Here is a 13813-nt window from a genome sequence, read left to right as displayed (position 1 = left end):
GCGGCCCTTCAGGGACGCTAAAGCTCCGCCAGCAGCTCCGCCTTCTTCGTGGAGAACTCCTGGTCCGTGACCAGCCCCGCCTTGTGGAGCTCCCCGAGATGCCGGATCCGCTCGGCGATGTCCGCCGGGTCCCGACGGGCCGCGGGCACCGCGGCCAGGGCGGGCACGGCGGAGCGCACCGCGGCCAGCACCGCGGCAGCGAACGGCAACGACTCGTGAACGGGCCCGTACCCGAGCCCGAAGACGACGGCGGCCGGATCCTGATCCGGCTGCGCGGGCTGCGTGGCACCGGCGCAGTCACGCCGCAGCAGTCGCAGATGGCCCTCGAACGCCTCGGGAGAGCGCCACTGGACCCCGCTGAGGTCGGTGACCGGGAAACTCTGGTCGCCGGCCTTCCACTTGGCGGAGGAAGCGCCCGTCCAGAACCACCGGAAGGACACCGCCTTGCCGTCGAAGGACGCCTTCCCGTCGTAGGCCTTGAACTGCAGTGGCACCTCCGGCGGCGCGACCAGGAACCGCTCGGCGGGGGCGGAGTCCTCGGTGAGCAGGGGGCGCAGCTCGTCCGCGTAGTACTCGGCGAGGGTCTCGCGCTCGGCCGGCAGGACCAGCCGGTAGGGGTCGGAGGTCTCCTTGAGCTGCCCGGCCGCCGCCTCCATCAGCGGGTCGGCGCCGGGTCTCGGCATCGCGTGCAGGACAACCGTCCCGCGCCTGCCCGCACGCAGCGTCACCCCCGTGATCGCCTCCAGCGGGATACGGCGTTCGCCGAGTGCCTGAAACAGCTTCGGCGTGCGGATTCCCCGTTCGAAGCGGATGAGCACGGAGTCGGACTGAAACTCCCAGGCGGCATGAAATCCGGCCAGTACGTCACCCATGCGGCTCATCGTATGCGGCACGTGCTCTTCCGTCGCCTCCCTGGGCAGACCGCAATTCCTGGTCTTCTACGCGCGTCCGGTCTACACGGTGCCGGACAAACCGGTCCGGCACGTGTCATCGTCACGGGCGCACCGCACCGCCTGATACGCGCCAGTACCGATCGCGGCGAAGTTGTGCAGGCTCGTGGTGCCGGGTTCGAAGTAGCCGGCGTGACCCTTCGCGCCCTGTGCGGACAGCACCCGCGCCCCGAAGTCGTGGGACACCGGGTCGGCGCCGTGGCCGAGGCCCCCGACCTCCAGGTACGGCACGTCCTGGATCCAGTCGTCGGCGTCGCGCGTGGCCCACACGTGGGCCGTGGTGTGCAGTCCGGCGGCCGTCCGGCTTCGCATGCCGGGGCTGCCGGCCACCGCTATGTCGGACACCCGGGAGGGCAGCTCGCGTGCGGCGACCCCGCACAGCACCGAGCCGTAGCTGTGGCAGTACAACTGGACGGGGGAGCGGCCGGGCAGGGCGCGCAGCAGGGCGTTCAGACGGACGGCGCCTTCCGTGGCGCGCATCGCCGTGGCCGCCTCGACGCCGAGTCCGCCGGGCGCGGTGTAGTCGGCCCAGGCGATCACGGCCGTACGGGTCAGTGGGCTCGCCGAGCGCTCGGCCGTGTACAGCGACCGGGCCATGCCGACCGGTGCCGAGTACTTGCGGAAGGTGCGCTGGAAGGTGAGCAGGTCGGTGTCCACCCCGGGGACGACGACCGAGATCCGCTGGGCCCTGTTCAGGTTCCCGAAGACCTCGGCGATGCGTCCCGAACCCTCCGGGTCGAAGGCGAGGATCTGCCGGTCCTTCCGCATCAGCGCCTCGAAGCGGTGCATGCGGCGGTCCGCCTCCTGGTGGCCGACGGGCGACAGCCGGTCGTCGTGCGTCCGGGCGCGCTCGACCTTCCGTTGCTGGCCGAGGGCGATGCGGTTGGCCTCGTAGCGGAGCTGTACGGGCGCGCCGTTCATGTTGCCGACCGCGAGCGGGAAGCGGTGGGCGAGCCGGGAGCGCTGGTGGGCGCTGAGCGAGGCGAAGAAGCCGGCGAGCCGGGCCGGGCTCGCGTCGGGGGCCGGCAGTCGATGCCCGGCGATCCTGCCGTGCTCCCAGGCGGAGCGCGACGCCTGGAGAGGGGTGGTGCCACGGTGGCTGCGCACAGCGGTCCAGCCGGTCGTGGCGAGCATCACGAAGACCACGCCCAGCGCGAGCAGCGCGCGCCAGACATTGAGTTGCGGGGGGCTGTCGAAGGAAGTCACTGGGAGGACACACTAGGAGAACGAGAGAGTCTCGCGTTAACCGAGTGACGCGTATCACGTTTCCGGTGGGCCAATTGCGGCAATTGGAATGCGGTTTGTGTCCGATCATCACGCCGGGTCGATGAGGCGGGCGTCACTTGACGCTTCGTGTGAGGGAGACTTCACTCCGACGGCCGCGTCAGACCGTTTGCACACCGGGAATTCAGGTGACGCGTACGGGGCGATGCGGAGCCGGATCGGTGCGCGTGTGCTCCGGCCGCCACTTCTCCGCCAGTGCCGGGCCTATGGTGTCGAGGTGCCTGGCGGTCAGTTCGCGGATCGAGGCCGGGCTGGTGTCCTCGCCGCAGCTCCACAGGCGTTGTGTGACGCGGAGTACCCCGCAGAAAACGGCCACGGCGACCCGCGGTCGCGGGTCCGTGTCCACGTCGAGCCCCTCGCGCTCGGCGATCACTCGGGCGATCTCCTCCTCCAGCTCCGCCGATCGGCGCAGACGGGTGGCGAGGAGGGCCGGTGTCGACTCGATCAACCGGCAGGCACGCAGGTGGAGTTCGGGCGGGATGATCTGCCCGACGGTCTCGTCCAGAGCGCCCCAGGACTCCAGGGCCGCCTGCCGCAGCGCCTCCAACGGCGCCTCGTGTGGTGGGCGTTGGCGTACCGTCTCGACGAAGTGCGTCTCCGCGACGGACTGGGCGAAGAAAACCGCCTCCTTCTTGCCTGCGAAGTAGCGGAAGAAGGTGCGCTGCGAGACATCCACGGCCTCGGCGATCTCGTCGACGGTCGTCCGCTCGTAGCCTTGGGTGAGGAACAGTTCCAGGGCGGCGTGCAGTAGTGCGTCCCGAGTGTGCTGCTTCTTGCGCTCACGCAGCCCCGGCCGCGACGCCGTCACCATGTCTCCTCATCTCATTCGCCCAGTTCAGCCTACCTTCGAGTGGAGTGACAGTTACCGACTAGTGAATATGTTTGTCAATTGTCAGAGGCTGTCACTAGCCTCGAACACATGACTAGTCAGACCACCGTCGACGCGACGGACCCGGGGGACAAGACGTCCACGACGTCGACGGCCCCGCCAGACACGGCGCAGGGGCGCGGACTGCGCGGGCATCCGTGGTTCACCCTCATCTCGGTCGCCATCGGCGTGATGATGGTCGCCCTCGACGGCACCATCGTGGCCATCGCCAACCCGGCCATCGCCAAGGATCTGGGCGCCAGCTTCGCCGACGTCCAGTGGATCACCAACGCCTACTTCCTCGCCCTGGCGGTCACCTTGATCACCGCGGGCAAGCTCGGCGACCGCTTCGGCCACCGGCAGACCTTCCTGATCGGAGTGGTCGGCTTCGCCGCCGCCTCCGGGGCCATCGGTCTGTCCGACAGCATCGCCCTCGTCGTGACCTTCCGTGTGTTCCAGGGCCTGTTCGGCGCGCTGCTGATGCCGGCCGCGCTCGGCCTGCTGCGGGCCACCTTCCCGGCCGAGAAGCTGAACATGGCGATCGGCATCTGGGGCATGGTCATCGGTGCCTCCACCGCCGGCGGCCCGATCCTCGGCGGTCTGCTCGTCCAGCACGTCAGCTGGCAGTCCGTCTTCTTCGTCAACGTGCCGGTCGGCCTGCTGGCGCTCGTCCTCGGCGCGGTGATCCTCACCGACCACCGTGCCGAGAACGCCCCGCGCTCCTTCGACGTGCTCGGCATCCTGCTGCTGTCGGGGGCCATGTTCTGCCTGGTCTGGGCGCTCATCAAGGCTCCGACCTGGCACTGGGGCAACGGCAGGACATGGCTGTTCATCGGCGCGTCCGTGCTTGCCTTCGTCCTCTTCGCCCTGTGGGAGACGAAGGTGAGGGAACCGCTGATCCCGCTCGGGCTGTTCCGCTCGGTGGCGCTGTCGGCGGGCGTCGTCCTGATGGTCCTCATGGCCATCGCCTTCATGGGCGGCCTGTTCTTCGTGACCTTCTACCTGCAGAACGTCCACGGGATGAGTCCCGTCGACGCGGGTCTGCACCTGCTGCCCCTGACCGGCATGATGATCGTCGGCTCCCCGCTCGCGGGCGCCGTGATCACCAAGGCGGGCCCGCGCGTTCCGCTGGCCGGCGGCATGGTGCTCACCGCGGTCGCCATGTTCGGCATGTCGAAGCTGGAGGCGGGCACGAGCAGCGGTGTCATGTCCGTCTGGTTCGCCCTGCTCGGTCTCGGGCTCGCGCCGGTGATGGTCGGTGCCACCGAGGTCATCGTGGGCAACGCGCCGATGGAGCTGTCCGGTGTCGCCGGCGGCCTCCAGCAGGCAGCGATGCAGATCGGCGGCAGCCTCGGCACCGCGGTCCTGGGCGCGGTGATGGCCTCCCGCGTCGACAACGACCTCGCGGGCAACTGGGCCGCCGCCAAGTTGCCGCCGCTCACCCCCGCACAGCTCGACCAGGCGTCCCAGGCGGTCCAGGTGGGCGTCGCCCCGGTCCCGAAGGGCACGCCGGTCGCGATCGCCGAGAAGATCACCGGCGTCGCGCACGACACGTTCATCTCCGGCATGAGCCTGGCCTGCCTGGTCGCCGCCGGGGTCGCGTGTGTCGCGGTACTGGTCGCGCTGCTCACCAAGCGGGGCCAGAACGCGGAGGCGGGCGCTGGGGCCGCGCACATCTGACGACTCCAGCCCCGGGCGAGTTCACCCATCAGGGTGAAGACGCTCAAGATCCCTCCCGTCGGCATGCGTCGCACGTAACAGTGGGCCACGTCCTCCGCATGGCAGGGCCGTGCATCCGGAGGGCGGCCGGACTGCGGCGCGCTGCCGGAGGGGGGCAGCGCGCAGCAGTTCCCCGGCTGGCGAACGCGCAAGGGCGGCGGAGCACAGTGCTCCGCCGCCCTTCACCGTTCAGTGCGAGCGCGGTGTCACGCGTCGCCGCCAGCCGCTCCCGGCTCGGCCGCGGTCACATCGAGAAGCTGGTAGCGGTCGATCGCCTGCTTCAGTACCGAGCGGTCGAGCCGGCCCGCCCTGGCCAGTTCGGTGAGCACCGCGACCACGATCGACTGGGCGTCGATGTGGAAGAAACGGCGCGCCGCACCGCGGGTGTCAGCGAAGCCGAAGCCGTCCGCGCCCAGAGACTGGTAGGTCCCCGGAACCCAGCGCGAGATCTGGTCCGGAACCGAGCGCATCCAGTCGGACACGGCCACGAACGGCCCCTCGGCACCGCTCAGCTTCTGCGTCACATACGGCACCCGCTGCTCCTCCTCCGGGTGCAGCAGATTGTGCCGCTCGACCTCGACGGCCTCACGCCGCAGCTCGTTCCAGGAGGTCGCGGACCATACGTCGGCCCGTACGTTCCACTCCTCGGCGAGGATCCGCTGCGCCTGAAGGGCCCAGGGAACCGCCACACCGGAGGCCATGATCTGCGCCGGTACGGTGCCCGACGTGCCCTCGCTGATGCGGTGGATGCCCTTGAGGATGCCCTCGACGTCGACGTTCGCCGGCTCGGCCGGGTGCCGGATCGGCTCGTTGTAGACGGTGAGGTAGTAGAAGACGTCCTCGCCGTGCGGGTGCTCGGGCGAGGAGCCGTACATCCGGCGCAGACCGTCCTGCACGATGTGCGCGATCTCGTAGCCGTACGCCGGGTCGTACGCGACGCACGCCGGGTTGGTCGAGGCGAGCAGCTGCGACTGGCCGTCCGCGTGCTGCAGGCCCTCACCGGTCAGCGTCGTACGGCCGGCGGTCGCGCCCAGGACGAAACCGCGCGCCAACTGGTCGGCCATCTGCCAGAACTGGTCGCCGGTGCGCTGGAAACCGAACATCGAGTAGAAGACGTACACCGGGATGAGCGGCTCGCCGTGCGTGGCGTATGCCGAACCAGCCGCTATCAGCGACGCCGTGCAGCCCGCCTCCGAGATGCCGTCGTGCAGCATCTGGCCGGTGGGCGACTCCTTGTACGCGAGGAGCAGCTCACGGTCCACGGCCTCGTACTGCTGGCCGAGCGGGTTGTAGATCTTCGCGCTCGGGAAGAACGAGTCCATTCCGAACGTGCGGTACTCATCGGGCGCGATCAGCACGAACCGCTTACCGATCGCCTTGTCCCGCAGGAGGTCCTTCAGTAGACGCACGAACGCCATGGTCGTGGCGATCGACTGCTGACCGGTGCCCTTCTTCACGCTCGCGTACGTCGACTCGTCCGGCAGTTGCAGCGGCTTCGACCGCACGACACGCGTCGGGACGTACCCGCCGAGCGCCTTGCGGCGGTCGTGCATGTACTGGATCTCCTCCGAGTCCCGGCCCGGGTGGTAGTACGGCGGAAGGCCCGACTCCAGCTCCTTGTCGGAGATCGGCAGGTGCAGACGGTCCCGGAAGCGCTTGAGGTCGCCGACCGTCAGCTTCTTCATCTGGTGCGTCGCGTTGCGGCCCTCGAAGTTGGGGCCCAGCGTCCAGCCCTTGACCGTCTTGGCCAGGATCACCGTCGGCTGGCCCTTGTGCGCCTTGGCCGCCGAGAACGCCGCGAAGATCTTCCGGTGGTCGTGACCGCCACGGCCCAGGTGCAGGATCTGGTCGTCGGTCATGTCCTCGACCATCGCGCGTAGCCGGTGGTCGTCACCGAAGAAGTGCTCGCGGATGTAGGCGCCGGACTCGGTCGCATACGTCTGGAACTGACCGTCCGGTGTGATGTTCATCTTGTTGACCAGGATCCCGTCCCGGTCCTGCGCGAGCAGCGGGTCCCAGGTGCGGTCCCAGACCAGCTTGATCACGTTCCAGCCGGCGCCACGGAAGACCGACTCCAGCTCCTGGACGATCTTGCCGTTGCCGCGGACCGGACCGTCCAGGCGCTGCAGGTTGCAGTTGACCACGAAGGTCAGGTTGTCGAGTCCCTCACGGGCGGCGATGGTCAGCTGTCCGAGCGACTCGGGCTCGTCCATCTCGCCGTCGCCGAGGAACGCCCAGACGTGGGACCTGGAGGTGTCCGCGATGCCGCGCGCCTCCATGTAGCGGTTCATGCGGGCCTGGTAGATCGCGCCGATCGAGCCGAGGCCCATGGAGACCGTCGGAAACTCCCAGAAGTCCGGCATGGAGCGCGGGTGGGGGTAGCTGGAGAGGGCGTACGGGGCCTTGGACTTCTCCTGGCGGAATCCGTCCAGGTGCTGCGCGTCGAACCGGTCCAGCAGGAAGGCGCGGGCGTAGATGCCGGGGGAGGCGTGGCCCTGGAAGAAGACCTGGTCGCCGCCGTCGCCCTCGTCCTTGCCGCGGAAGAAGTGGTTGAAGCCCACGTCGTACAGCGAGGCGGAGGAGGCGAAGGTCGCGATGTGGCCGCCGACGCCGATGCCGGGCCGCTGGGCCCGGGAGACCATGACGGCGGCGTTCCACCGGGTGGCGTTGAGGATCTTGCGTTCGATCTCCTCGTTGCCGGGGAAGAACGGCTCGTCCTTGGTCGCGATGGTGTTGACGTAGTCTGTGCTACGCATTTCGGGCACGGCCACGCGCTTCTCACGGGCACGCTCGATCAGGCGCAGCATCAGGTAGCGGGCCCGCTCGCGGCCGCGCTGGTCCACGGCGGCGTCGAGGGAGTCGAGCCACTCCTGGGTTTCCTCGGGATCGAAGTCAGGAACCTGACTCGGAAGGCCGCCAATGATGATCGGGTTGCGATCGGATCCGGAAGCCACGCTGTTCCTTACCTGTCAGAGGGCCACTGTTTCGGTGCCTTGGTCCACGTGCCTGCGCCGATCCCATCGTCTACCTCGGGGCAGTGAAACGTCATCTCTACCGTGAGGTAACCCGCGGGCCGACCGGACTTCGGGGCGGGCCCGGCCAAAACGCAACGATACGCTCAGGCTGTGACGTGTTCCGCAAAGTCGTTCGCCTCTCGTATGCCCAGAGGGTTCTGGAATACGCAAATCGGGCAGAACGGTGTGGTGTGCATCACCTCGGGGCGCGATACGGTGCCTGGAGTTGCGGCGACACGGCCAGGATCGTCACCGTTTTGGCGGTCTGAACGGCCGGGTACTTGCGCGATCCGCCCCGCCCGTGTGGACTACGGCCAATGCTTCGCGTACGCGCGTGGCTGAGATTCCCCCAAGCTCTTGACGAGCAGGGGGTACCCCCATCCAAGACATGATCAGGAGGCAACCCGTGAGCGCGACCGCGGACCACGCGGAGGAGCGGACGAACCCTGCCGCGAGGCTGGGGTTCCAGCCCGAGCAGGTGGTCCAGGAGATCGGCTACGACGACGACGTCGACCAGGAGCTCCGCGAGGCCATTGAGGACATCGTCGGCAGTGAGCTCGTCGACGAGGACTACGACGACGTCGCCGATGCCGTGGTGCTGTGGTTCCGCGACGAGGACGGCGACCTGACGGATGCGCTGGTGGACGCCACCACGTACATCGAGGAAGGTGGCTCGATCCTGCTCCTTACGCCGAAGACCGGCCGTACGGGCTACGTGGAGCCGAGCGACATCTCCGAAGCTTCGACGACGGCCGGCCTGTCGGCGTCCAAGAGCATCAGCGTGGGCAAGGACTGGAGCGGCTCCCGGCTGGTGACGCCGAAGGCGGCGAAGTCCAAGCGGTGACGCTTCGCCGGGGGGGCACTGAGGTGGCCGCGCCTGGGGGCGCTGCCGCCCACAGGTACCCCGGTGGCCTGAAGGGCCTCGTCTCCCCCCGCTCCCGGCTTCGCCCGAGCGGGGGAACCCCAGGACGGGCTGTATCCACTCAGCCCGTCCTTTGGCCTGCTGTGAACGCTGCGTAGGGTGGTGGTTCCACCCCGACAGCCCAGCGAAGGGATGCAGGACCATGGCGATCCAGGTCGGCGACAAGGCCCCCGACTTCGAGCTCAAGGACAACCACGGCGCGACCGTGAGGCTCGCGGACTTCCGCGGTCGTAAGAACGTGGTGCTGCTCTTCTACCCGTTCGCCTTCACCGGTGTGTGCACCGGCGAGCTGTGCGCGCTGCGCGACAACCTGCCGAAGTTCGTCAACGACGACACCCAGCTGCTCGCCGTTTCCAACGACTCCATCCACACCCTGCGCGTCTTCGCCGAGCAGGAGGGCCTGGAGTACCCCCTGCTGTCCGACTTCTGGCCGCACGGCGACACTTCGCGCGCCTACGGCGTCTTCGCCGAGGACAAGGGCTGCGCGGTGCGTGGGACCTTCGTCATCGACAAGGAAGGCGTGGTGCGGTGGACCGTGGTCAACGACCTGCCGGACGCGCGTGACCTCAATGAGTACGTCAAGGCGCTCGACACCCTGTGATTCTTCTGACCCAAGCCCTGCGAGGTGCGGGAACCCGTCACTAGGATCGACTCGTTGATCCGATACCAACGCACGAAGGGGCTCCCTGCCCCCGGACATCAATGGAGGACTCGTGGGAGTCAGCCTCAGCAAGGGCGGCAACGTTTCACTGACCAAGGAAGCCCCGGGCCTGACCGCGGTCCTCGTCGGTCTGGGCTGGGACGTCCGCACCACGACCGGCACCGACTTCGACCTGGACGCCAGCGCCCTGCTGCTGAACTCGGCGGGGAAGGTCGGAAGCGACCAGAACTTCGTGTTCTTCAACAACCTCAAGAGCCCGGACGGCTCGGTGGAGCACACCGGCGACAACCTCACGGGTGAGGGCGAGGGCGACGACGAGGCGATCAAGGTCAACCTCGCCGCGGTACCGGCCGACGTCGACAAGATCGTCTTCCCGGTCTCCATCTACGACGCGGAGAACCGCCAGCAGTCCTTCGGGCAGGTGCGCAACGCGTTCATCCGTGTCGTCAACCAGGCCAACCAGCAGGAGCTCGCGAGGTACGACCTGAGTGAGGACGCCTCCACCGAGACCGCCATGGTCTTCGGTGAGCTGTACCGCCACGGGGCCGAGTGGAAGTTCCGTGCCATCGGTCAGGGTTACGCCTCGGGCCTGCGCGGTATCGCGCAGGACTTCGGCGTCAACGTCTGAGTCGACGCACACCTTCCGGCGCCGCACCCTCCACAGTGCGGCGCCGGACGTGCAAGGGTCGCCGGGGCCCGGCCCCGGTACAGCCGGGGTTTCCGCCTCCGGCCACCGGGGGACAAACCCTCGGCCATGGGGGCACCGCCCCCGAAAACGACGCAGCCTCGGGGAGGACCAGCATCATGGGCGTCACGCTCGCCAAGGGAGGCAATGTCTCCCTGTCCAAGGCCGCACCGAACCTCACGCAGGTCATGATCGGGCTCGGCTGGGACGCGCGCTCCACTACGGGAGCCCCCTTCGACCTCGATGCCAGCGCGCTGCTGTGCGGTGGCGGCCGGGTCCTCGGTGACGAATGGTTCGTCTTCTACAACCAGCTCAAGAGCCCGGACGGCTCGGTCGAGCACACCGGCGACAACCTCACCGGTGAGGGCGAGGGCGACGACGAGTCGATCCTCATCGACCTCGCCAACGTTCCGCCCCAGTGCGACAAGATCGTCTTTCCGGTCTCCATCCACTTGGCGGACGAGCGTGCCCAGACCTTCGGGCAGGTCAGCAATGCCTTCATTCGTGTCGTCAATCAGGCCGACGGTCAGGAACTCGCCCGCTACGACCTCAGCGAGGACGCCTCCTCGGAAACGGCCATGATCTTCGGCGAGGTCTACCGCTACGGCGGCGAATGGAAGTTCCGTGCGGTGGGTCAGGGGTATGCCTCCGGACTGCGGGGCATCGCTCTAGACTTCGGAGTCAACGTTTCGTAAAGCCGGGTACGGCGACAGGGGGATGGTTCCCAAGCGACGCTTGGGTCCCCCAACATACGGATTGGGTAGCCAGTGCTTCTGAAAACCTTCGGCTGGTCGTTCGTGGTCACCGCGGTCGGCTTGGCCGCGGCGGTCCTCTACGGGGGGTGGACCGCCTTCGGCATCGTTGCGATCCTCTCCGTCCTCGAGATCTCGCTCTCCTTCGACAACGCGGTGGTCAACGCCGGGATCCTGAAGAAGATGAATGCCTTCTGGCAGAAGATCTTCCTCACCCTGGGCGTGCTCATCGCCGTCTTCGGTATGCGACTGGTCTTCCCCGTCGTGATCGTCGCCGTCACGGCGAAGAAGAATCCGATAGACGCGGTCAATCTGGCATTGACCGACAAGGACCAATACCAGCAGCTCGTCACCGACGCCCACCCGGCGATCGCCGCCTTCGGCGGCATGTTCCTGCTGATGATCTTCCTGGACTTCATCTTCGAGGACCGGGACATCAAATGGCTGCACTGGATCGAGCGCCCGCTCGCCAGGCTCGGCAAGATCGACATGCTGTCGGTCTGCATCTCGCTGGTCGTTCTGCTGATCGCCTCCATGACCTTCGCGGCCCACGCCCACCAGCACGGCGGCGCCCACATCGACAAGGCGCAGACGGTCCTGATCTCCGGCATCGCCGGTCTGATCACGTACCTGGTCGTCGGCGGTCTCTCCGGCTTCTTCGAGGACCGGCTGGAGCAGGAGGAGGAGCGGGAGCACGAGGAGGAGGAAGACGCCAGGCGAACCGGCAAGAGTCGGTCGGCGGTCGCGCTCGCCGGCAAGGCGGCGTTCTTCATGTTCCTCTACCTGGAGGTCCTGGACGCCTCCTTCTCCTTCGACGGTGTGATCGGCGCCTTCGCCATCACCAACGACATCGTCCTGATGGCGCTCGGCCTCGGCATCGGCGCCATGTACGTCCGGTCGCTGACGGTCTACCTGGTCCGCCAGGGCACCCTCGACGAGTACGTCTACCTGGAGCACGGCGCGCACTACGCGATCGGCGCGCTCGCCGTGATCCTTCTCGTCACCATTCAGTACGAGATCCACGAAGTGATCACCGGTCTCGTCGGTGTCGTCCTGATCGCCTGGTCCTTCTGGTCCTCGGTGCGCCGCAATCGCGCGCTCGTCGCAGCCGAGGGAAAAGTCGTGACCTCGGACGAGGAGACTGAGGTCTCGTCCGGGGTGTGACAGCCCTCGGAGTGAGGAACGCTCTGTGCGGGGCGGACGCGAGGATTCGTCCTCGGCGGCCGCCCCGCAGTTGTCGAAACGTACGCATCAGGGGGCGGGCATGGGCTTGTGGGACGGCGTGTGGCGCGGGAGGGCGGCGGAGTTCGACTCGGGCAGCGCGGCGACCAACGCGATCGAGATGACCAAGCGGCACCAGCGGGTCTCGCTCACCAAGCAGGGCGCGGCGACGGGCAATCTGCGCATCAACCTGTCGTGGCGCATGCGGACGTCGGACATCGGCGGTACCGAGCGGGGCAGCGTACTGCGCCATCCCTTCCGGATGTTCACCCCGGAGGTCGTGCAGGCACACACCCAGAGCATGGTCAACGTCGACCTCGACCTGGGGTGCATGTACGAGCTGACGGACGGCACGAAGGGCGTGGTGCAGCCGCTCGGCAGCTTCTTCGGCGAACTCAACGAGCCGCCCTACATCAAGCTCAGCGGCGACGACCGGTTCGGCTCCGGCACCGGCGAGACGATCTTCGTCAACCTCGATCACCGGGACGACATCAAACGGCTGCTGATCTTCGTCTACATCTACGACCAGACGCCCGCGTTCGACCGTACGCACGCCGTCGTCACGCTGTACCCGAGCAATGGCCCACGCATCGAGATCGGCCTCGACGAACGTCACCCGCAGGCCCGTTCCTGCGCGGTCGTCCTGATCGAGAACAACAACAAAGGCGAACTCGTCGTCCGTCGCGAGGTGAAGTTCGTGTACGGCTTCCAGGCGGAACTGGACCGGCTGTACGGGTGGGGACTGCAGTGGGGCCGCGGCTACAAGTCGAAGGCGTGAGCGTGCCATCCGCCCGGCGAGCGCCTACCGGCCGATGAACTGGGGCCCCTGCGGCGGCAATGTGAAGGTCGGGTCCGGCGCGGGCGCAGCCGTCGGCGGGTAGCCGTACGCCGGTGCGGAGGTCGCGCTCGCCTGCGGATGCGGCGGGTTGTACGCCGGAGGGCTCGCCGGCTGGGGGTACCCGTACGCGGGCTGGACGGCGGCCACCGCGGCCGGCTGCTGCGCGGGCTCCGGTGGATAGCCGTAGGCGGGCTGTCGGTTCACCGGCTGCTCCGGCGGCAGCGGTGCCGACACCTCGGGCGTGGCCGCAGACGTCGTGTCATCGGCCGGCGGGGTCTCCGACTCGTCCACCGAGATGCCGAAGTCGTTCGCGAGGCCCTTCAGTCCGTTCGAGTAACCCTCGCCGAGCGCACGGAACTTCCAGCCCTCGCCCCGCCGGTACAGCTCCCCGCAGATCAGTGCCGTCTCGGCCCCTGTCTCCGGCCTGATGTCGAAGTAGGCCAGCGGTTCACCGTCCGGGCCGGCCTCGTCGTAGAGCAGGATGCACAGCGACGGCACACGGTCGAAGGTGACGTCGTCCGCCGAGGCGACGAGCAGGATCCGTCCCACCCCGGGCTCGATCCCCGCCAGATCCGTCTGGATCGTGTCGGTCAGACCTTCCGTCTCCCGCTTCTTGCCGAGCAGCCGGACCGTTCCGGACGGATGCCGGGGCTGGTTGTAGAAGACGAAGTCCTCGTCGGAGCGCACACGACCGTCGGGACCGAGGAGCAGTGCCGAGGCATCGACCTCCGGAACCCCCTGCCCCGGGGCCCACCGCAGCACCGCCCGCACCGCCATGGTGTTGAGCGGTACGTTCGACCCTTTCAGCATCGCGTGCGTCATGCCGTCATCCTGCCCTCTCCGTCCTGGTCACAACAACGTGGGGGTGGGCTCCCCGACGCGCCGTCGAACTGCCGCCG

General features: G+C 68.1%; 12 protein-coding genes. 7 read left to right on the top strand and 5 right to left on the bottom strand.

What is annotated here, in order from left to right; genetic code table 11:
- Positions 1–17: 17 nt before the first annotated feature.
- The 3 genes from ACWDEX_RS00285 to ACWDEX_RS00275 form a co-directional block, all read right to left on the bottom strand.
- Positions 18–872 (bottom strand): DUF4429 domain-containing protein, encoded by an 855-nt coding sequence (locus ACWDEX_RS00285; protein ID WP_450460844.1) that lies wholly within the window; start codon positions 870–872, stop codon positions 18–20.
- 81 nt (positions 873–953) lie between these two features.
- Positions 954–2156 carry an alpha/beta hydrolase gene (locus tag ACWDEX_RS00280; RefSeq protein WP_450460843.1) on the bottom strand — a complete coding sequence of 401 codons (1203 nt, stop codon included), beginning with the start codon at positions 2154–2156 and terminating at the stop codon, positions 954–956.
- 202 nt (positions 2157–2358) lie between these two features.
- Positions 2359–3045, bottom strand: coding sequence for a TetR family transcriptional regulator (locus tag ACWDEX_RS00275; RefSeq protein WP_450460842.1), 687 nt, complete (start codon positions 3043–3045; stop codon positions 2359–2361).
- Positions 3046–3153: 108 nt separating this feature from the next.
- Between ACWDEX_RS00275 and ACWDEX_RS00270 the strand changes: the two genes are divergently transcribed.
- Complete coding sequence (locus ACWDEX_RS00270; RefSeq protein WP_450460840.1) at positions 3154–4782, top strand: MFS transporter; 1629 nt, start codon at positions 3154–3156, stop codon at positions 4780–4782.
- 245 nt (positions 4783–5027) lie between these two features.
- On the opposite strand, the gene aceE is transcribed toward ACWDEX_RS00270, so the two are convergent.
- Positions 5028–7775, bottom strand: a complete 2748-nt coding sequence (gene aceE / locus ACWDEX_RS00265; protein ID WP_450460839.1) for a pyruvate dehydrogenase (acetyl-transferring), homodimeric type — start codon at positions 7773–7775, stop codon at positions 5028–5030.
- Between the two features lie 466 nt (positions 7776–8241).
- Between aceE and ACWDEX_RS00260 the strand changes: the two genes are divergently transcribed.
- From ACWDEX_RS00260 to ACWDEX_RS00235, 6 genes are all read left to right on the top strand, one after another.
- Positions 8242–8679: a DUF3052 domain-containing protein gene (locus ACWDEX_RS00260; protein ID WP_450460838.1), complete on the top strand. Its 438-nt coding sequence runs from the start codon at positions 8242–8244 to the stop codon at positions 8677–8679.
- A 220-nt stretch (positions 8680–8899) separates the two neighbouring features.
- Positions 8900–9358, top strand: a complete 459-nt coding sequence (locus ACWDEX_RS00255; protein ID WP_450460837.1) for a peroxiredoxin — start codon at positions 8900–8902, stop codon at positions 9356–9358.
- A 112-nt stretch (positions 9359–9470) separates the two neighbouring features.
- The gene (locus ACWDEX_RS00250) at positions 9471–10046 is read left to right on the top strand and encodes a TerD family protein (protein ID WP_450460836.1); all 576 of its coding nucleotides are present in this window, start codon (positions 9471–9473) and stop codon (positions 10044–10046) included.
- A 176-nt stretch (positions 10047–10222) separates the two neighbouring features.
- Entirely contained in the window at positions 10223–10798 is a 576-nt protein-coding gene (locus ACWDEX_RS00245; RefSeq protein WP_450460835.1) for a TerD family protein, read from the top strand.
- 72 nt (positions 10799–10870) lie between these two features.
- A complete protein-coding gene (locus tag ACWDEX_RS00240) occupies positions 10871–12019 on the top strand; it encodes a DUF475 domain-containing protein (RefSeq protein ID WP_450460834.1) in 1149 nt (382 codons plus the stop codon).
- Positions 12020–12119: 100 nt separating this feature from the next.
- Positions 12120–12854 (top strand): TerD family protein, encoded by a 735-nt coding sequence (locus tag ACWDEX_RS00235; RefSeq protein WP_450460833.1) that lies wholly within the window; start codon positions 12120–12122, stop codon positions 12852–12854.
- Between the two features lie 24 nt (positions 12855–12878).
- Here the strand turns inward: ACWDEX_RS00235 and ACWDEX_RS00230 are convergent, their stop codons facing one another.
- Positions 12879–13736, bottom strand: a complete 858-nt coding sequence (locus tag ACWDEX_RS00230) for a TerD family protein (protein WP_450460832.1) — start codon at positions 13734–13736, stop codon at positions 12879–12881.
- Positions 13737–13813 lie beyond the last annotated feature (77 nt).

It is taken from the genome of Streptomyces sp. NPDC001020, from assembly GCF_053599115.1.
Note: the sequence above shows the minus strand (reverse complement) of the source record. Positions and strands in the feature narration are given on the sequence as shown.

Excerpts from the sequence above, each read along its gene's own strand:
- ACWDEX_RS00235 (WP_450460833.1), top strand. The coding sequence starts at position 12,120 with ATGGGCTTGTGGGACGGCGTGTGGCGCGGGAGGGCGGCGGAGTTCGAC.
- ACWDEX_RS00230 (WP_450460832.1), bottom strand. The coding sequence starts at position 13,736 with ATGACGCACGCGATGCTGAAAGGGTCGAACGTACCGCTCAACACCATG.
- ACWDEX_RS00285 (WP_450460844.1), bottom strand. The coding sequence starts at position 872 with ATGGGTGACGTACTGGCCGGATTTCATGCCGCCTGGGAGTTTCAGTCC.
- ACWDEX_RS00275 (WP_450460842.1), bottom strand. The coding sequence starts at position 3,045 with ATGGTGACGGCGTCGCGGCCGGGGCTGCGTGAGCGCAAGAAGCAGCAC.
- ACWDEX_RS00255 (WP_450460837.1), top strand. The coding sequence starts at position 8,900 with ATGGCGATCCAGGTCGGCGACAAGGCCCCCGACTTCGAGCTCAAGGAC.
- ACWDEX_RS00270 (WP_450460840.1), top strand. The coding sequence starts at position 3,154 with ATGACTAGTCAGACCACCGTCGACGCGACGGACCCGGGGGACAAGACG.
- ACWDEX_RS00245 (WP_450460835.1), top strand. The coding sequence starts at position 10,223 with ATGGGCGTCACGCTCGCCAAGGGAGGCAATGTCTCCCTGTCCAAGGCC.